Origin of the sequence: Streptomyces sp. T028, assembly GCF_048159505.1 — a bacterium.
Lineage (GTDB): Bacteria > Actinomycetota > Actinomycetes > Streptomycetales > Streptomycetaceae > Streptomyces.
This window is the reverse complement of the sequence record NZ_JBLRVZ010000012.1, coordinates 204,882-222,405: the sequence shown is the minus strand read 5'-3', so window position 1 is coordinate 222,405 and position 17,524 is coordinate 204,882. Positions and strand designations below refer to the sequence as shown.

Annotated in this window: 15 protein-coding genes; 6 read left to right on the top strand and 9 right to left on the bottom strand. The window is 72.1% G+C overall.

The genetic code is table 11. The features are described from left to right. Positions 1-565 precede the first annotated feature (565 nt). On the bottom strand, positions 566-2,092 hold the full coding sequence (locus tag ACLZN2_RS13335; RefSeq protein ID WP_416978635.1) for a leucyl aminopeptidase: 1,527 nt from the start codon (positions 2,090-2,092) through the stop codon (positions 566-568). Between the two features lie 552 nt (positions 2,093-2,644). Here ACLZN2_RS13335 and ACLZN2_RS13330 point away from each other — a divergent pair. From ACLZN2_RS13330 to ACLZN2_RS13320, 3 genes are all read left to right on the top strand, one after another. After that, a complete protein-coding gene (locus tag ACLZN2_RS13330) occupies positions 2,645-4,681 on the top strand; it encodes a hypothetical protein (RefSeq protein ID WP_416978634.1) in 2,037 nt (678 codons plus the stop codon). A 178-nt stretch (positions 4,682-4,859) separates the two neighbouring features. Then, positions 4,860-5,546: a hypothetical protein gene (locus tag ACLZN2_RS13325; protein WP_416978633.1), complete on the top strand. Its 687-nt coding sequence runs from the start codon at positions 4,860-4,862 to the stop codon at positions 5,544-5,546. Beyond that, the gene (locus ACLZN2_RS13320) at positions 5,543-6,382 is read left to right on the top strand and encodes an endo alpha-1,4 polygalactosaminidase (RefSeq protein WP_416978632.1); all 840 of its coding nucleotides are present in this window, start codon (positions 5,543-5,545) and stop codon (positions 6,380-6,382) included. Before ACLZN2_RS13325 ends, ACLZN2_RS13320 begins: the two co-directional genes overlap by 4 nt. Before the next feature lie 6 nt (positions 6,383-6,388). On the opposite strand, the gene ACLZN2_RS13315 is transcribed toward ACLZN2_RS13320, so the two are convergent. Further along, positions 6,389-7,171 carry an adenosylcobinamide-GDP ribazoletransferase gene (locus ACLZN2_RS13315; RefSeq protein WP_416978821.1) on the bottom strand — a complete coding sequence of 261 codons (783 nt, stop codon included), beginning with the start codon at positions 7,169-7,171 and terminating at the stop codon, positions 6,389-6,391. 73 nt (positions 7,172-7,244) lie between these two features. Here ACLZN2_RS13315 and ACLZN2_RS13310 point away from each other — a divergent pair, with 73 nt between their 5' ends. After that, positions 7,245-8,003, top strand: coding sequence for a hypothetical protein (locus tag ACLZN2_RS13310; RefSeq protein ID WP_416978631.1), 759 nt, complete (start codon positions 7,245-7,247; stop codon positions 8,001-8,003). Here ACLZN2_RS13310 and ACLZN2_RS13305 read toward each other — a convergent pair. The 3 genes from ACLZN2_RS13305 to cobT all read right to left on the bottom strand — a co-directional run bounded on the left by ACLZN2_RS13305 (position 8,000) and on the right by cobT (position 11,549). Then, positions 8,000-8,704: a hypothetical protein gene (locus ACLZN2_RS13305; protein WP_416978630.1), complete on the bottom strand. Its 705-nt coding sequence runs from the start codon at positions 8,702-8,704 to the stop codon at positions 8,000-8,002. The genes ACLZN2_RS13310 and ACLZN2_RS13305 overlap by 4 nt on opposite strands. Next, a complete protein-coding gene (locus tag ACLZN2_RS13300) occupies positions 8,701-10,362 on the bottom strand; it encodes a phosphatidylglycerol lysyltransferase domain-containing protein (RefSeq protein WP_416978629.1) in 1,662 nt (553 codons plus the stop codon). Before ACLZN2_RS13300 ends, ACLZN2_RS13305 begins: the two co-directional genes overlap by 4 nt. 89 nt (positions 10,363-10,451) lie before the next feature. Further along, positions 10,452-11,549 carry a nicotinate-nucleotide--dimethylbenzimidazole phosphoribosyltransferase gene (gene cobT / locus ACLZN2_RS13295; RefSeq protein ID WP_416978628.1) on the bottom strand — a complete coding sequence of 366 codons (1,098 nt, stop codon included), beginning with the start codon at positions 11,547-11,549 and terminating at the stop codon, positions 10,452-10,454. A gap of 154 nt (positions 11,550-11,703) precedes the next feature. Here cobT and ACLZN2_RS13290 point away from each other — a divergent pair, with 154 nt between their 5' ends. Then, positions 11,704-12,612, top strand: a complete 909-nt coding sequence (locus tag ACLZN2_RS13290) for a class I SAM-dependent methyltransferase (RefSeq protein WP_416978627.1) — start codon at positions 11,704-11,706, stop codon at positions 12,610-12,612. A 195-nt stretch (positions 12,613-12,807) separates the two neighbouring features. Here ACLZN2_RS13290 and ACLZN2_RS13285 read toward each other — a convergent pair whose 3' ends face one another. Continuing rightward, a complete protein-coding gene (locus ACLZN2_RS13285; protein ID WP_416978626.1) occupies positions 12,808-14,016 on the bottom strand; it encodes a bifunctional adenosylcobinamide kinase/adenosylcobinamide-phosphate guanylyltransferase in 1,209 nt (402 codons plus the stop codon). Between the two features lie 324 nt (positions 14,017-14,340). Between ACLZN2_RS13285 and ACLZN2_RS13280 the strand changes: the two genes are divergently transcribed. Next, a complete protein-coding gene (locus ACLZN2_RS13280; RefSeq protein ID WP_416978625.1) occupies positions 14,341-14,553 on the top strand; it encodes a hypothetical protein in 213 nt (70 codons plus the stop codon). A 60-nt stretch (positions 14,554-14,613) separates the two neighbouring features. On the opposite strand, the gene ACLZN2_RS13275 is transcribed toward ACLZN2_RS13280, so the two are convergent. From ACLZN2_RS13275 to ACLZN2_RS13265, 3 genes are all read right to left on the bottom strand, one after another. After that, positions 14,614-15,693 (bottom strand): S1C family serine protease, encoded by a 1,080-nt coding sequence (locus tag ACLZN2_RS13275; RefSeq protein WP_416978624.1) that lies wholly within the window; start codon positions 15,691-15,693, stop codon positions 14,614-14,616. A gap of 155 nt (positions 15,694-15,848) precedes the next feature. Continuing rightward, the gene (locus tag ACLZN2_RS13270) at positions 15,849-16,565 is read right to left on the bottom strand and encodes a methyltransferase domain-containing protein (RefSeq protein ID WP_416978623.1); all 717 of its coding nucleotides are present in this window, start codon (positions 16,563-16,565) and stop codon (positions 15,849-15,851) included. 83 nt (positions 16,566-16,648) lie between these two features. Further along, the gene (locus tag ACLZN2_RS13265) at positions 16,649-17,245 is read right to left on the bottom strand and encodes a DUF3043 domain-containing protein (protein WP_416978622.1); all 597 of its coding nucleotides are present in this window, start codon (positions 17,243-17,245) and stop codon (positions 16,649-16,651) included. Positions 17,246-17,524: the final 279 nt, after the last annotated feature.

Genomic DNA, 17,524 nt, shown 5'->3' with positions numbered 1-17,524 from the left:
GCTCTTTCTTCGGCCCTGTGGTGGGGGCCCTGTCCTGCCGACGCCCATCCTCGCACTTGTCGGAGGCCAACGAGACACGGGGCACCTATGTGAGACGCCCCACGTATCCAACCAAGGGGCGCGGGGCTGCATCGACCTGCGGCTCCGCCGCGCGGCCGCGACCGGCCGGGCTCCCTTGTGACGGGGGGACCGGCCCCACCGAGGGGTGCGGGGCTGTATCGACCTGCGGCTCCGCCGCGCGGCCGCGACCGGCTGGGCTCCCTTGTGACGGGCGTGACTGGTCCCACCCAGGGGTGCGGGGCTGTATCGATCTGCGGCTCTGCCGCGTGGGCGCGACCGGCTGGGCTCCCTTGTGACGGGGGGACCGGCCCGACCGAGGGGTGCGGGGCTGTATCGATCTGCGGCTCTGCCGCGTGGGCGCGACCGGCTGGGCTCCCTTGTGACGGGGGAGACCGGCCCCACCGAGGGGCGCGGGGAACTGCGCGACAAGCCACATCCGGCCCGCACCCGCCACACGGACGGACGGAACCGAGTGATCAGGCGCACAGTCCCCCAGCCCAGGCGGCTAGCCCAGCTCACCCGCGGCGGTCAGCTCCGCAAGCCGCACCAGCGTCCGCACCGCGGTCCCCGTACCACCCTTCGGCGTGTACCCGAAGGGCCCGCCCTCGTTGAACGCGGGCCCGGCGATGTCCAGGTGCGCCCAGGTGATCCCCTCGCCCACGAACTCCCGCAGGAACAGCCCGGCCACCAGCCCGCCGCCCATCCGCTCGCCCATGTTCGCGAGGTCGGCGGTGGCGGAGTCCATGCCCTTGCGCAGGTGCTCCGGCAGCGGCATGGGCCAGGCAGGCTCGCCGACCTCCTCGGCGGCCTCGTACACCGCCGTGCGGAACGCGTCGTCGTTGGCCATGACACCGAACGTCCGGCTGCCCAGCGCCAGCATCATCGCCCCGGTCAGCGTCGCCACGTCGACGATCGCGTCCGGCTTCTCCTGGGAGGCGGCCCACAGGGCGTCGGCGAGGACCAGTCGGCCCTCGGCGTCGGTGTTGAGCACCTCCACGGTCTTGCCGCTGAACATGCGCAGCACGTCACCCGGGCGGGTGGCGGTGCCGGACGGCATGTTCTCGGCCAGCGCCAGCCAGCCGGTGACGTTGACCTCGAGGCCGAGCCGCGCGGCGGCGACCACGGCGGCGAAGACCGCCGCCGCCCCGCTCATGTCGCACTTCATGGTCTCGTTGTGGCCGGCCGGCTTCAGCGAGATGCCGCCCGAGTCGTAGGTGATGCCCTTGCCGACGAAGGCGAGGTGCTTGTCCGCCTTGGAGGAGGTGTACGACAGCTTGACCAGGCGCGGGGCCGCCGCGGAGCCGCCGCCGACGCCCAGGATGCCGCCGTAGCCGCCCTTGGCGAGGGCCTTCTCGTCGAGCACCTGCACCTTGATGCCGTGCTCCTTGGCCGCGGTCTGCGCCAGGGTCGCGAACGCCGCGGGGTCGAGGTCGTTCGGCGGCATGTTGATCAGGTCGCGGGCCCGGTTGAGCTCCTCGCCGACGGCGGTGGCTCGGGCGAGCGCGGCCTTGTGGGCGGCGTCACGCGGCTTCCCGCCGAGCAGCGCGGCCTCGGCGAGCGGCGCCTTGGCGTTCTTCGCCTTGGCGTCGGCGCCGTTCTGCTTGTAGGCGTCGAAGGAGTACGCGCCCAGCACCACGCCCTCGGCGACCGCGCCGACGTCGTCGGCGTCCGTGAGGGGCAGGGCGAAGGCGGCCTTCTTGGAGCCGGTGAGGGCACGGGCGGCCACGCCGGCCGCCTTGCGGAGCGCCTCGGCGTCGAAGGACGCGTCCTTCTCGGGCTCCGCGCCCAGCCCCACCGCGAGCACGAGCGGCGCCTTGAAGCCGGCCGGGGCGGGCAGCTTCGTCACCTCGCCCTCGGCGCCGGTGGCACCGAGGGTTTCCAGCACGCCGGCGAGGCGGCCGTCGTAGGCGCTGTCCACAGGCTCGGCGCCTGGGGCAACGATCGGGCCCTTTGCGCCCTTGGCGACACCGATCACGATCGCGTCGGCCCGCAGGCCGGGCGCCGCGGCGGTGCTGAGAGTGAGAGCAGTCACTGTGGTGATTTCTCGCTTCCGATGTGGAGTTGCTGTGGCCGGAATGGGTGGGTCGACCGGGCCCGGCTGCAGACCCTAGACCGTGCCGTCGGAGTCCCGCCTGCCTCGCGGCGCCCGGCACGTGCATCTGCGGCGTTGTCGTCAGTCGCCGATGCTCCGCATCGACTCCCTCCTCCGCCTTGCAGCTGCACGCACCGGACACCGCGAGGCCCGCCCTTCGGGCGGACGACGGGACTCCGACGGCACGGTCTGATCTCGGCCGGAGGAGCGGTCGCACCCGGGGTAGGTCACTCCGGCGCGGCGAACCGGCGTGACGAACCCTGCGACGAGCCTACGCGTGCCTGCGCATTCGCTCATGCACGCGAGCGTTCACCTGTCGGTGGCGTCGTAGCCACTTCTGGATCCCCGCACTCCATGAGGTGGGTCACACTCGTCGGGTTCCGGCGAAGTGATCACTTCGCTGTTTCGCATGATTTCCACGGATTCTTCGCCGTATCGGCACAGCCATGCCTGCTGCCCGCGCGGGGATCCATCTCTGGGGGAGGACACACCATGGCGCACCGTGCGCGCATGTGGAGAAACGCCAAGAACGCCGCCGCCTTCATGGCGGCCGCGGGGCTGACGGCGCTGAGTCTGGGGGCGGCACCCGGCGCCACCGCGGCAGGGGAGCCGCGGATCGACCTGAGGGTCCTGGTCGTGGACAACGGGGACACCCCCGTGCAGGCCATCACCGCCCAGCTGAAGAGCACCGGTATCCCGTACACCGTCGTCGACCTCAACTCCGCGAGCCGGCCGACGATCACCGCGGCCTTCCTGGCCGACACCGTGAACGGGACGCCGAGGGCGAGGTTCCAGGGCGTCGTACTGCCCAACGAGGCACCGTTCGAGGCCGGTTCGGCCGAGCAGACGGCGCTGGAGACGTACGAGAAGACGTACGGCATCCCGCAGGTCGACGCCTACACCTGGGCACACCCGGAGGTCGGCCTGGAGTACGCGAACCACGCGGGCTCCCTCGACGGACAGCAGGCGTCCGTCACCACGGCCGGCAAGGCCGGCTGGTTCGGCTACCTCGACGGCGGCTTCACCTTCGAGGACAACTCGCCCACGATCGGCGAGAGTTACGGCTACCTGGCCGCGCCCAGGGCCGGCTACACCAGCTATGTCGACGCGCCCCTGCCGGGCGGGAGCGGCACCGGCAGCCTGGTCGGCGAGTACACCCACGACGGACGCCGCGAACTGGTCGTGACGTTCGCCTACAACCAGTACCAGCAGCAGTTCCGGCTACTGGCCCGCGGCATCGTCGAGTGGCTCACCCAGGGCGTCCACCTGGGCCGGGCCCGCAACTACTTCGCCGTCCACGTCGACGACGTCTTCGCGCCCGACGCCCGCTGGGACGCCGCGCGCAACTGCACGCCCGGCGACATCGACTGCGTCGGCGGCGGGGACGACGACGGCACCCCGATCCGGATGACGGCCGCCGACGCCGCGTACGCCGCCCAGTGGCAGCGGGAGCACGGCTTCACCATGGACATGGTCTACAACGCCGGTGCCGGGGAGGAGTGGAAGACCGAGAACGGCGGCACCGACGCCATGGCCGACCAACTCCTCGCCGACAAGGCCGAGTACCGCTGGATCAACCACACCTACAAGCACCCGTTCCTCGGCTGCGTCCAGGACACCTCCACCGTGCCGTGGAGCTGCGCCAAGAACGCCGACGGCTCCACGCAGTACATGAGCCGCGCCGACATCTCCGCGCAGATCCGCGACAACAACAACTGGGCGGCGGACAAGGGCCTGCTGGTCGACCGCACCGAACTGGTCACCGGCGAGCACTCCGGCCTCAGGACGCTCCCGCAGCAGCCCGAGGACAACCCCGACCTCGCCGGCGCCCTCTCCGACAACGGCGTCAAGTGGATCGCGTCCGACAACTCGCGCGAGCCCGAACAGCGCGCCGTCGGCAAGGCGTTGACCGTCCCGCGCTACCCGATGAACGTGTACTACAACACGGGCACCAAGGCCGAGATGGCCGACGAGTACAACTGGATCTACACCTCCCAGGCCGACGGCGGCAGCGGCATCTGCGAGGGCAACGCGGCCTCCACCTGTCTGTCCCAGCCCCTGGACACGGCCACGGGCTACGACGACTTCATCGTCCCGCAGGAGGCCCGCACCGACCTCGGTCACGCCATCAGCAACGACCCGCGGCCGCACTACGCCCACCAGTCCAACCTGGCCGAGGACCGCCTGCTCTACCCGGTCATGGAGAAGGTGCTCGACGACTACAAGGCGCTCTTCGCGGACAACACCCCGCTGGAGAACCTCCGCCAGAGCGCCATCGGCACCGAACTCCAGCGCCGCGCCGCCTGGCAGGCCGCCGTCGCCGCCAACAAGGTGACCGCGTACCGCATCGGCAACACGGTGACGATCACCGCCCCGAACGGCACCCGGATCCCGGTCACCGCCCCCGAGGGCACGAAGAAGCAGCAGCTCCTCAGCAGCTCCGTCTTCGGCACCCCGTACGCCGGCAGCCGCTCGGACTGGACCACGGCGGGCGGCCTGCAGACCGCGCTGACGCTGAACCTGCCGTAAACCACAACGCCCCTCAAGGGGCGCGGGGCTGTATCGATCTGCGGCTCCGCCGCGTGGGCGCGACCGGCCACGAGGGCCTGCTCCCGACAGGCCAGCCGCAGAGCGGGCCCTGCTGGCCGCCCTGGCGCCGCTGACGGCGGGCGCCCTGCTCGCCCTGGCCCACCCGCTCCCCGACCCGGTGGGCCTGGCCCTGCTGGCGGGCTCGCAGGCCACGGTGATGCTGCTCGGACTGCTCTCGGTGGCACCCTCCGTGCGGGAATCACCCGGCGGGGCCGGGGCCCCCGGACCGGCGAGTTCCCTGCCGTACGCCCTGTTCGGTCTCGGCAGCGGCGCCCTCGTTCTGTACGCGGCCCTGGGCGACGTACTGGCGGGGCAGGAGCACAGCGCGCCGGCCGCGCCCTCCGCCGTGGCGCTCACCCTCAGCATGGGCCCGGCCGAATGGCTGCTGTACCGCTTCCGCAGCGGCAGCCTGGCCGGACTGCGCTCCACGGGCACCCCGCACGCCTTCCGGCGGGCCACCCTGCGCACGGGCGCCGAGTGCCTCGCCGGCTATCTGCTGGTCCTGATGGCCCTCGGCCTGACCGCCAACGCCCTGTGGCCGGACGCGCCCGCCCTCACCGCCGTACGCCTCACGGACCTGCTCCTGCTGGGCGTGGTGCTGTGGACCTGGCTGCTGCTGCAGTCCTTCGGCGCGGTCCTCGGCACGGCCGCCGTCTGCTGCGCCGCCGCCCTCGCCCAGACCCTCGCCCTGCTCACCCACCTCACCGACCCGCACGGGGTGGCCCTTACGGTGTACGCAACGGCGGCCGCCGTCCAGGCGCTGCTGGTCCGCACACTCCTGGGAAGAGCGACGGCCCACCGATGAACACGCGATCCCTCCTCGCGACCGCGTCCCTGCTCCTGCTGCTCACGGGCTGCACGACGGTCTCCGACGGCAAGAACGGCAAGGGCGGCACCGACGACAAGGACGACAGAACGGCGGCAGGCGGCACGGCCACGGGCAAGCACTGGCAGCCCCGGCCCGGCATCGGCTGGCAGTGGCAGCTCAGCGGCAAGGTGGACACCTCCGTGGACGTGCCGGTGTACGACATCGACGGCTTCGACCAGTCCGAGGAGACGGTCGCCGAGCTGCACGGGGACGGCCGCAAGGTCATCTGCTATCTGTCCACCGGCGCCTGGGAGGACTGGCGCCCGGACGCCGACGACTTCCCCAAGTCGGTGATCGGCAAGGGCAACGGCTGGGAGGGCGAGCGCTGGCTCGACATCCGCGCGGTGGACGTCCTCGAACCCCTGATGGCGGAGCGCCTCGACATGTGCCGCGAGAAGGGCTTCGACGCGGTCGAGCCGGACAACATGGACGGCTACAAGAACACCACCGGCTTCCCGCTGAAGGCGGCGGACCAGCTCCGCTACAACCGGCTGATCGCCCGCCTCGCCCACGAGCGGGGCATGTCCGTCGGCCTGAAGAACGACCTCGACCAGATCCCCGCCCTTGTCGACGACTTCGACTTCGCGGTCAACGAGCAGTGCGCGCAGTACGACGAGTGCGCGGACATGACGCCGTTCATCGAGGCGGACAAGGCCGTCTTCCATGTCGAGTACGAACTTCCGACCAGCGACTTCTGCGCCGAGTCCAGGCGGCTGAAACTGAGTTCCCTGCTGAAGAAGTACGAACTGGGGGTGTGGCGCGAGGCCTGCTGAGGTTGTTCAGGCGCCCAGGGTCAGGGCCACCAGAGCCGTTGTCGCCGCTGTTTCCGCCACACCGCCGAACACGTCCCCGGTCACTCCGCCGAAGCGGCGGGTGCAGTGGCGGAGGAGGAGTTCGGCGGTGGCGAGCGCGGCCGGCAGGGCGAGGGGGGTGCGGACGGCGTCGTAGCCCTCGGACAGGGCGCCGACGGCTGCCGCGGCGGCAATGAACACGGCCGTCAGTGCCAGTGCGGCCGGTACCTGGACCACGCCCGCGACCGCCGCGCCCAGGCCCTCCGGGCGGGCCGGCGGGACGCCCGCGCGGGCCGCCAGGGTGAGAGCCAGCCGGGCCGCCACCGCCGAGACCACGGCGGCGACGGCACCCCGCGCCCACGAGTCGTCGTACAGCCGCGCCAGCGCCGCCACCTGCGCGAGCAGCACGAACACGAGCGTGAGCACCCCGAACGGTCCGATGTCCGACTGCTTCATGATCCGCAGCGCGTCCTCCGCGGGCTTGCCGCTGCCCAGACCGTCCGCCGTGTCCGCGAGCCCGTCCAGGTGCAGTCCCCGGGTGAGTACGGCGGGTACGGCGGCGGAGGCGACGGCGGCGAGCAGCGGGCCCGCGCCCAGGAACAGCAGGAGCAGCCCCAGGCCGGCCGCGCAGCCCCCGACGACCAGCCCCACCACGGGCGCGCACAGCATGCCGCCGCGCGCCGCCTCCCGGTCCCAGCGGCTCACCCGCACGGGGAGCACGGTGAGGGTGCCGAAGGCGAAGCGGAGACCGTGGAGCGGTGGCGGGGTCATGGACACGGCGGCAGACTAGCCCGGCCGCCTGTTCCGCCAGGCAGCCCACCCCACCGCCCGCGACACTGGGGACATGGGCGATTGGCTGCAGCGCAACATCGTGGAGCCGGGCAAACTCCCGCTGCTCCTCGCGCTGGCCGCGTTCGTCCTCACCTTCCTGATCACCCGGATGATCACCCGCCTCATCCGGGCGGGCAGGGGGCCCTTCGGCAACATCAGCTCCGGCGGGGTCCACATCCACCATGTCGTCCCCGGGGTCGTACTGATCGTCGCGGGCGGCTTCGGCGCGGTGGCGAGCGGGGCGCGCGGCTTCGGCGCCGGGGCCTTCGCGGTGGTCTTCGGCATCGGCGCGGGGCTCGTCCTCGACGAGTTCGCGCTGATCCTGCACCTTGACGACGTGTACTGGACGGAAGCGGGACGCAAGAGCCTGGAGGCGGTCGTGCTGACGGCCGCGCTCGGGGGGCTGCTGCTGGTGGGAGCGGCGCCGTTCGGCGTCAACGACATGAGCGACGCGGAGCTTCAGGACCGGGGAACCGTGCTGGCGACCGTCGCCGTGAACTTCCTGCTGTCGCTGGCCGTGCTGTTCAAGGGCAAGATCAAGATGGCGGTGATCAGTGTGTTCATCCCGTTCATCGGGCTGATCGGTGTGGTGCGGGTGGCCCGGCCCGGGTCGCCCTGGGCGCGGCGGTTCTACCGGCGGCGGCCGCACGCCCGGGCGAGGGCGATCCTGCGGGCGTACCGGCATGATCGGCGGTGGGTGGGGCCGGGGCGGGTGCTGGGGGACTGGCTCGGGGGGAAGACGGATGCGGAGCTTTCTCGCAAGGGCGCCTAATGAGTGTGGGTGCGTTTGTTGTTTGGCGCCTGCGGGTGCGTTGTGGTTGCTCGCGCAGTTCCCCGCGCCCCTTTGGTGGGACATCGTGCCGCGCACAGCAATGCCACCGCTGCCATCGCCGCCAAATGCTCCTTGCCCGCCAAGTTGCTCTTCAGTAGGACCTCCAGCACTATCGCGGCGATCACCGCGCCCGCCGTGACGTACGCCCGGTAGTGGTGGCCCAGGTACACCGCCAGGCCCACCACCGCCGCCGACGGGCCCGTGTCGACCACCGCGGCGTCGGAGGCGGGAAGGCAGCCGAGGGCGATGCCGGCGCGGGCGTACAGGGTGCCGGCGAGGGTCGCTGTGTAGGCCACGGCCAGGGTGCGTCGGCGGCCCAGGCAGATCTCCGCGAGGCCGAAGACCAGCAGGATCTGGGCGAGGGCACCCCAGACCGGCAGGTCGAGGGCGGGGACGAAGAGGGAGAGCGGGGTGCGCAGGAGGGCGAGCCACAGGGGGTCCTGGGCCCGGACCGCGCCGAGGTCCTGGACTGGCTGGTAGCCCCAGGGCTGGTTCTGCATGACCTGTATGGCCGACGTCAGGCACACCGCGGCGAGGGTCATCGGAGCCGCCCGCCACCGCCGCTCCACCAGGACCTCGCGCACGTCCCCGTACAACGGCCCCCACTCGGCACGGGCCCAGCGGGCGACGCGGGGGTTCATCGCAGGAACCCCTCCGCGCGCGCCGACGCGAGGCCGATACGGGGGAGGTCCGCGCTCTTTTCGAAGAGGAGGAACCTGGGCTCCCAGATGGGCCGGTACTTGGCGTTGGCGCGGTACAGGGACTCGATCTGCCACCAGCGGGAGAAGAAGCTCAACAGGGAGCGCCACAGCCTCAGCACCGGCCCGGCGCCAAGACGTGCGCCACGTTCGAAGACCGAGCGGAACATCGCGAAGTTGAGCGACACCTGGGTGATCTGGACCTCCCGGGCGCGCCGGAGGAGTTCGATCACCATGAACTCCATCAGGCCGTTGTCGGAGTCCCGGTCGCGTCGCATCAGGTCGAGGGAGAGCCCCTGCGGGCCCCACGGCACGAAGGAGAGCAGGGCACGCAGATCACCGTGCGCGTCCGTGCACTCCAGCATCACGCAGCGCCCGTCCTCCGGGTCCCCGAGCCGCCCCAGCGCCATGCTGAACCCGCGCTCGGTGGCCCCGTCCCGCCAGTCGTCGGCGCGGCGCAGGAGATACGCCAGTTCGGCGGCCGGGATGTCCTCGTGGCGCCGTACGCGCACGGTGTACCCGGCGCGGTGGACCCGGTTGTACGCCTGCCGGACGGTCCGCATGGCCCGGCCCTCCAGGGTGAACTCGGCGACGTCGACGATCGCCTCGTCCCCGAGTTCCAGGGCGTCCAGCCCGTGCCGGGCGTACACCGTCCCGGCCTCCTCGCTGGCCCCCATCACCGCCGGGATCCACCCGTGCGCCCGCGCCTCGGCGAGCCATGGTTCGATCGCCCCCGGCCAGGCCTCCGGGTCCCCGAGCGGATCGCCGGACGCCAGGGAGACCCCGCCGACCACCCGGTAGGCGACCGCCGCCTTCCCGGTCGGCGACCAGCGCACGCTCTTCTCCCGGCGCAGCGCGAAGTACCCGAGCGAGTCCCGCTCGCCGTGCCGGTCGAGCAGCTCCCGCAGCCGCTTCTCGTCGTCCTCGGTCAGCGGGTCCACGGCCCGCCGGGAGCGGAAGGCCGCGTACAGGACGGCGAGGACGAGGACGGTGCTCAGCACGTTGACGGTGACGTCGACCCAGTTCGGGGTGGCGATGCCGGGGGAGCGGAAGTCGGAGATCGAGACCAGGCGGAGGGTCCCGTAGCGCCAGCACTCGGCGAACGTGGAGTGGCCCCGGGCCTGGTTGGTCGCCGTCACCAGCAGTGCGGCGAGCAGCGACGAGACGAGCAGCCCGCCGGCGCCCACGGTCGCGGCGAGCTTCGGGTTGGCCCGGTCACCCTTGGCGTAGAACTCGCGCCGCCCGAGCACCAGCGCGCCGACGAAGGCGGCCGTCAGGGCCAGCGACACCCAGTTCTGCGGGTGCCGGCGGATCTCCGGGAACACCATCGCGAAGGCCAGCAGCGCGAGGAACGCCCCGCCGAGCCCGAGGTTGAGGATCCACGCGGCGCGCTTGCGACGCCGCATGGTGATCGCCAGGAACGCCGTGAACACACCGGAGGCGAAGCCGGCGGTCAGCAGATACGGCGTGAACAGGTCCTCCTGGTTGTGCCGCCGCACGTCCTGCCCCAGGGAAACCCACACCGCGCTGAGGAAGTTGACGAAGGCGACGGCACGCAGGTACCAGACGGCGAAAGCGGCGGCGACCCGGGCGTTTCCCATAGGAGGGGATGATATGTCCCATTTTCCGCCGCGACGGTGCTAAGCCACGACGGCGCAGCCCGGCAGGTGCCGGACCGGCCGCCGCCGACTCACTCCTTCTCCGGCTCCTTCTCCGGCTCCTCCTCGGCGGCCTCGGCCTTCTCCGGCCGCTCCGGCAGCTCGGCGGCCAGGGCCGCCGCGGCCTGCACCAGCGGCAGCGCCAGCAGCGCCCCCGCGCCCTCCCCGACCTTCACGCCCTGGTCGAGCAGCGGCTCCAGCGCCATCCGGTCCAGCGCCTTCGCCTGCCCCGGCTCCCCGCTCCTGCTCGCCGCCAGCCACCAGTCCGGCGCCCGGAACGCGATCCGCTGCCCCACGAGCGCGCACGCGGCCGTCACGACCCCGTCCAGCACGACCGGCAACTTCCGTACGGCGCACTGCAGCAGAAAGCCCGTCATCGCGGCGAGGTCGGCCCCGCCCGCGGTCGCCAGCAGCTGCAACTGCTCCCCGAGCACCGGCCGCGCCCGTCGGAGCGCGTCCCGGATGGCCGCGCACTTGCGCATCCACGCCAAATCGTCGATGCCCTCGCCGCCCCGCCCGGTCACCACCGAGGCGTCGGTCCCGCACAGCGCGGCGACCAGCACCCCGGCCGCCGTGGTCCCGCCCACGCTCACATCGCCGAGGACGACCAGATCCGTACCGGAGTCGGCCTCCTCGTCCGCGACCGCCATACCCGCCCGGAAGGCCGCCTCGGCCTCCTCGATCGTCAGCGCGTCCTCGATGTCGATCCGGCCGCTGCCGCGCCGCACCCGGTGCCGTACGACGTCCTCCGGGAACGCCTCCGGCTCGCAGTCCAGCGCCATGTCCACGATCCGCACGGGCACGTCGAGACGCCGGGCGAGCACCGAGACCGGCCGGCCGCCCTCCAGGATCTCCCGCACCAGCTCCGCGGCGGTGCCCGCGGGCCGGCCCGAGACATCGAGCTCGGCGACGCCGTGGTCGCCGGCGAACAGCACCACCCGCGGCCGTACGACCGGCCGCACGGGCACCGAACCCTGCGCCGCCGCCAGCCACTCACCCAGGTCGTCCAGGCGCCCCAGTGCTCCGGGCGGCACGATCTGACGTTCCCGGCGGGCCTCCGCGTCGCGGCGGACGCCGCCGTCGGGGCGCTCGATCAGATCGGTGAAGTCGTCGAGATTAAGCGAGCTCATTCGCCGAACAGTACCGGCACCGGGCGACCGGTTCGGCGGCACATGGGCACCCCACAGGCGCGACGTCTTTGCACCCAAGATCGGTATCCCATACGTTCCGCTTTGCTGCGGAATGTCGTAGCGCTCGCGTCCTGCCCTTCCCTCGGAGCCGCTCATGCCCTCCCGGCCCAGGCCCATCCACGACCCGCGCCGCGACGACTGCCCGTGGTGCGGCTCGAAACGCCTGCGCACCCGACTGCGGTCCCCGGACCTGCGCCACCGCAGACCGGGCACCTTCGTGGTCGACGAGTGCCGGGACTGCGCGCACGCCTTCCAGAACCCGCGCCTGACGCCCGAGGCACTGACGCTCTACGACGTCCAGCGCGAGCGGCGGCCCAGCCGCGGGCACCTGCGGGCGACGGCCCGGGCGATGCTGCCCTTCCCGGAGCCGGAGAGCTGGCTGGACGTCGGCACGGGGGACGCGCACTTTCCCCTGGAAGCGAAGGAACTGTTCGCCTACACGGCGTTCGACGGAGTGGACCCGACCCCGCGCGTGCGGCGGGCGAGAGCGGCGGGCCGCCTCGACGAGGCCCACCTCGGCCATCTCACCGCCCCCGACGTCCTCGCCCGCCTGCGCGGCCGCTACGACGTCGTCAGCCTGCTCCACCACCTGGAACACACCCGCGAACCCCGGGAGGAACTCACCGCCGCCCTCACCGCCCTGCGCCCCGGCGGCCACCTCCTCCTCGAACTCCCCGACCCCACGAGCGCGTCCGCGACCGTCCTCGGCAAGTGGTGGCACCCCTACGACCAGCCCCGCCACCTCCATCTGATCCCCCTGACCAACCTCGTCCTCGAACTCGAGTCCCAGGGCTGCGACATCATCGCCGTCGACCGCAGAACCCCCCACACCCCCCGAGACCTCTCGACAGCAACCTCCCTCTACCTGAACCGAACCCGCCTCCACCGGGCAGCGGGACCCGTGACCGTCGTCGCCGCCCTCCTGGACCACGCCCTGGCCCCGGCCCTCAGCCGCACCCGCTTCTCAAACGCGTACCGAGTGATCGCCCAAAAGCGCACCTAGCTGCGGGCAGTCGTGCGACTGCGGCCCGGTGGGGGCTGATCGCGCAGTTCCCCGCGCCCCTTCAACTTGCGCAGCTGCGGGCAGTCGTGCCTCCCCCAGTGCCTTAAGGGCCTGGGAGGTACCCCCAGGCGGCACGGGTGGGCGCAGCGGCACCCCGCCAACGCCGGCGAGTGAAACCCACCCCCGGCCCACCCCTCACCCCCGTAGCACCACCGCCTGCCCCGCCACCACCAGCACAACCTCCTCGCACTCACCCGCCACCGCCGCGTTCAACCGCCCCAGCTCATCCCGGTACCGCCGCCCCGAAGCGGTCGCCGGCACGATCCCCGACCCCACCTCGTTGGACACCAGCACCACAACCCGCCGAGCCCCCCGCACCGCCCCCGCCAACTCCGCGACCCGCCCCCGCAACGCCCGCTCACCCCCGTCCGCCCACACCGCGTCGTCCCACGCCCCCACGGAGTCCATGACATCCGTCAGCCACAGCGACAGACAGTCGATCAGCACCGGCGCCCCTTCCTCCGCCAGCAACGGCACCAGATCGCACGTCTCCGCCGTCCGCCACGACCCCGGCCGCCGCTCCCGGTGCGCCGCCACCCGCGCCGCCCACTCGGTGTCCCCGCCCCGCGTCCCCCCGGTCGCCACGTACAGCACGTCGGGGAACGACTCCAGCCGCCGCTCCGCCTCCACCGACTTCCCCGACCGCGCCCCGCCCAGCACCAGCGTCCGCCGCGGCACGTCCGGCACGTCCTCGTACACCCCCGCCACCAGCGTCGTACCGTCCGGCACCGCCCGCGCCCCCGCCGCCGCGAGCCGCCGCGTCAACTCCGCGCCCGGCGGCACGTCATGGTCCAGATGTACGGCGATGACGTCCGTCGTCGGCCCGACCGCACCCACCGCCCGCAGCTTCGCCAGCGCGTCCGGCCGCCCCACCAGATCCGCGAGGACCAGGTCGTACCGCTCGGCGGGCTCCGCCCCCTCCTCCAGACCGGCCGGCGCACCCCCCGGCGGCAGATACAGCAGCCGCTGCCCGTCGGGACCGGTCACCGCGTAGCCGGTCCCCGGCGCGTCCATCGCCACCGCCCGCACCCGATGCCCCGTCAGCAGCGCCAGCTCCCGCCCGTCCGGCACCCGCCCCGGCTGCGGCAGCCCGGCCGGCACCTCCACCGGCGGCCCGTCGTGCGGATGCGACAGCAGCACCTGCCGTACACCGCTCAGCGAATGCCCCACCCGGGCCGCCGCGAAGGCCGCACCCGGCGTCAGATCGAGCAGCAGCGCCCCGTCCACGAGCAACGCGGTCGCCGCACGCGCGTGCGTGCCCAGCGACGTCGCGCACGCCGCGCAGGGGCAGTCGGGGCGGGGCAGTCCCGCGGGGGCACCGGTACCGAGCAGAGTCACTTCCACAAAGCGTATTTTCGCGCCCCTGACCTGCTCTTGCGCATCCGACTAGGCTGCTCGGCAGGAGCCGGACCAAGATCCGGCTTCTGCTCTGCACGTGTTCATCGTGGTAGCTTGTGTGCCGTTCGGCCTGCGAAAACCAAGCTGGCCGGGCCTACCGCCGGGCTGGCGGGATGTCAGGTCTGTGGAGCTGGCGTAAGACTGCTGGGCGTACCAACGTCCCTTGCCGTTGGTTCGGGGCAGCTGCTGTCTGAGAAGCAGAAAGCTCAACCCGCGAGGGTCGAATCCCCCTGCTTCAGCTGGGGGAGAAGTCAAACCAGGGAGGCGTACATGGCGGCATGGACGTGGCGGTTCGAGAAGGCCGACGGGACGGAGGTCCAGCCCGCGGTCGAGCCGGACGAGTTCACCACCCAGGGGGACGCCGAGTCCTGGATCGGGGAACAGTGGAAGGCCCTCCTCGAAGGCGGCGCGGACCAGGTGCGGCTCTTCGAGGACTCCAGCGAGATCTACGGCCCCATGAGCCTGCACGCGAACGAGGCGTAACCCCGCACGCAGGAAGGGGCGGCCCCGGCTCCGCACACACGGCCGCCCCTCCGCACCGCCTCACTGCTCACCCAGCGTCACCTCGGCCTTCTTCTCCTTGCCGTCGCCGTTGTGAGTGAACGTCACCGTCGTCCGGTCACCCGGCTTCAGCTCGGCCAGCGCCTCCGTCAGCGAGGTGATGGTCGTGATGTCCGTGTCACCCAGCCGGACGATGACGTCCCCCGGCCGGATGCCCGCCTTGTCGGCCGCGCCCCCGTCCCTCACCTCCACCACGACCACCCCCGCGGGCTGGAACTCGGCGTCCACGAAGGTGCGTCCGGTGATGCCCAGGGCCGCCCGGCCCGAGTCGGTGACCCGGCCGCTCCTCACGATCTGGTCGGCGATCGTGCGCACGGTCGACGCGGGGATCGCGAACCCGATACCGGGCGCCGCGCCCCCGCCGAGCTCGGGATCGGTCGCGGCGAGCGTCGGAATGCCGATGATCCGCCCGTCCAGACCGACCAGCGCGCCGCCGCTGTTGCCCGGGTTGATCGCCGCCGAGGTCTGCACCATGTTGGCGAGGGTCGCCCCCGTACCGCCGTTGTCGCCGCCCTCGCTGACGGTCCGTCCGGTCGCCGAGACGATGCCCTCCGTCACGCTCGACGACAGCCCGAGTGGCGAGCCCATCGCCAGCACGACCTGCCCGACCTGCACCTTCGAGGAATCCCCGAACGCGGCCGCCCGGAGCCCGGCCGGCACGCTGTCCAGTTTGACCACGGCGAGATCCTGCTCCGGGTACGACGAGACGAGGGTCGCCGTGAGCGGCTTCTTGCTGTTGGCGGTGGTCACCCGGAACGTCCGCCCGTCCCCGACGACATGCGCGTTGGTGACGATGTGCCCCTTGCCGTCGTAGACGACGCCCGACCCCAGCCCGCTCTCCGTCTCGATCTGCACGACCGACGGCAGGACGTCCCTGATCACCCGCTGGAAGTCGCTCTGCAGATCGTCCGCGGCCTTCCCCGGCGGCGGCACGACGGCCTGCGCGGCTTGTTCCGTGACGGGCTCCGGAGACCGCGTGGCGGCGGGCGCCCCGAACCCGGAACACCCGGCGCAACACACGAGCAGGGCGAACCCCAGAGCCCGAAAACGGGAAGCGTCCATGCCCCGAGTCTCACGGCGAGAAGCCTGAAGGGCTTCTTCAACTCACCCGAACGAGCGAAGCAACGGCGATTGCAGCATGCCCAGGGGCGCGGGGCCTTGTCGATATGCGGCTCCGCCGCGTGGGCGCGATCAACCCCCACCGGCCCGCAGTGTTACTACAACGCCCCCCGAACCCCACAAAGATGCAGCAACGCCGCCACCGCACGGTACGGATCCGTCCTCCCGGCCCGCTCCTCGACCGCCAGCAACGCCTCCGCCTTCGCGGGATCGTCCGGCACCCCGGTGCTGTCAGAGACCGTGTCGGTGAACACCCGCACCCCATACCACGCCTGCAAAGGCGCCCCGATCCCGGCCAGCGCGTCGGTCAGCGTGCTCAGCCGGTCGGCGCGCACGTCCAGACCGAGCCGATTGGTATAGGCCACCGTGTCGAACGCGGCCAGCGCGCCCGCCCAGTCCCCGCTCAGCCCCGGCCGCATGGCCAGCGCGTCCGCGTTGCGCACGAGCAGCGACAGCAGCCCGCCCGGGGCCAGCATCCGCCCCAGCCCGGCCAGCAGGGCGTCCGGCTCCTCGACGTACATCAGCACGCCGTGGCACAGCACCACGTCGAAGCTGCCCGGCAGGAAGTGCACACCGGTGTCCCGGCCGTCGCCCTCGATGATCCGCATCCGTTCCCGGATGCCCTCCGGCTCCCCGGACAGCGCCTCACGGGCCGCCGCGGCCATCGTCGCGTCCTGCTCCAGACCGGTCACCTGGTGACCGAGGCGGGCCAGCCGCAGCGCCTGCGTGCCCTGGCCCATCCCCACGTCGAGTACCCGGAGCCGCTGCCCGACCGGATACCGGCCCGCGATCTGCTCGTCGAGCTGCCGGGCCACCAGCTCCTGCCGTACGACATCACGCAGCCCGCCCAGCCTGCTCAGCCAGGCCTCGGCCGCTCCCCCGGAGAAGGCCGTCGTGCTCAGGGCCGCTCTCCGCGCTTGACCTGCGGCTTGGGCAGCCGGAGACGGCGCATCTGCAGGGAACGCATGAGGGCGTAGGCGACCGCGCCCCGCTTGTTCTGGTCGGGGTAGCGGGCGTGCAGCGCCTTGCGGAGCCGGAAGGCGGTGACGATCGAGTCGAGCACGATCAGCACGATCACGACCAGCCACAGCAGCAGCGCGATGTTCTGCAGCGAGGCCACCCGGACCAGGCTCAGCACCAGGATCAGCACGGCCATGGGCAGGAAGAACTCCGCCACGTTGAACCGCGAGTCGATGAAGTCACGCGCGAACTTGCGGACCGGGCCCTTGTCACGGGCCGGCAGATACCGCTCGTCGCCGCCCGCCAGCGCCTGGCGCTGACGCTCCAGCTGGGCGCGGCGCTCGTCGCGCTGGCGCTTGGACGCCTCCTTGCGCGTCGTCGGCGTGTTGGCGACGCTGCGGCGCTGGGACTGGGCCTCATTGCGCTTGGGCGTCGGCCGGCCCTTGGGGGCCTGCGGGTCTCGGGGCTGCTTGGAGTCGGTCACCGCCGCCTTGTCGGCGGGGGCCTTCTCTTCCTTGGCACGGCTACGGAACACAAAACCCAAGGGTAAGCGCTCACGGGCATGGACCCCAGCCCGGCGGGGAACGATCCGGCAACACCAGACGTCTGTAGTGGAGACGGATCGGGATAGACGGGGGAAAAGAGAGGAAGTGGGGGCGTAAGGGAGGCTGAGCGCCCACCCTGAGCGTCACCTACTCCTTACGCCGGAGCAAGGACCCGGTCAGTCGTTCTCGGGGAGGAGCGCATCCGCCCCCGAACAGTGCGTCAATGGATGCAGGGCCCGTACTGTGGGTTCTGTCGCAGAGCTGGAGCT

Excerpts from the sequence above, each read along its gene's own strand:
- ACLZN2_RS13330 (WP_416978634.1), top strand. The coding sequence starts at position 2,645 with ATGGCGCACCGTGCGCGCATGTGGAGAAACGCCAAGAACGCCGCCGCC.
- ACLZN2_RS13320 (WP_416978632.1), top strand. The coding sequence starts at position 5,543 with ATGAACACGCGATCCCTCCTCGCGACCGCGTCCCTGCTCCTGCTGCTC.
- ACLZN2_RS13315 (WP_416978821.1), bottom strand. The coding sequence starts at position 7,171 with ATGACCCCGCCACCGCTCCACGGTCTCCGCTTCGCCTTCGGCACCCTC.
- ACLZN2_RS13310 (WP_416978631.1), top strand. The coding sequence starts at position 7,245 with ATGGGCGATTGGCTGCAGCGCAACATCGTGGAGCCGGGCAAACTCCCG.
- ACLZN2_RS13305 (WP_416978630.1), bottom strand. The coding sequence starts at position 8,704 with ATGAACCCCCGCGTCGCCCGCTGGGCCCGTGCCGAGTGGGGGCCGTTG.
- ACLZN2_RS13300 (WP_416978629.1), bottom strand. The coding sequence starts at position 10,362 with ATGGGAAACGCCCGGGTCGCCGCCGCTTTCGCCGTCTGGTACCTGCGT.
- cobT (WP_416978628.1), bottom strand. The coding sequence starts at position 11,549 with ATGAGCTCGCTTAATCTCGACGACTTCACCGATCTGATCGAGCGCCCC.
- ACLZN2_RS13290 (WP_416978627.1), top strand. The coding sequence starts at position 11,704 with ATGCCCTCCCGGCCCAGGCCCATCCACGACCCGCGCCGCGACGACTGC.
- ACLZN2_RS13280 (WP_416978625.1), top strand. The coding sequence starts at position 14,341 with ATGGCGGCATGGACGTGGCGGTTCGAGAAGGCCGACGGGACGGAGGTC.
- ACLZN2_RS13275 (WP_416978624.1), bottom strand. The coding sequence starts at position 15,693 with ATGGACGCTTCCCGTTTTCGGGCTCTGGGGTTCGCCCTGCTCGTGTGT.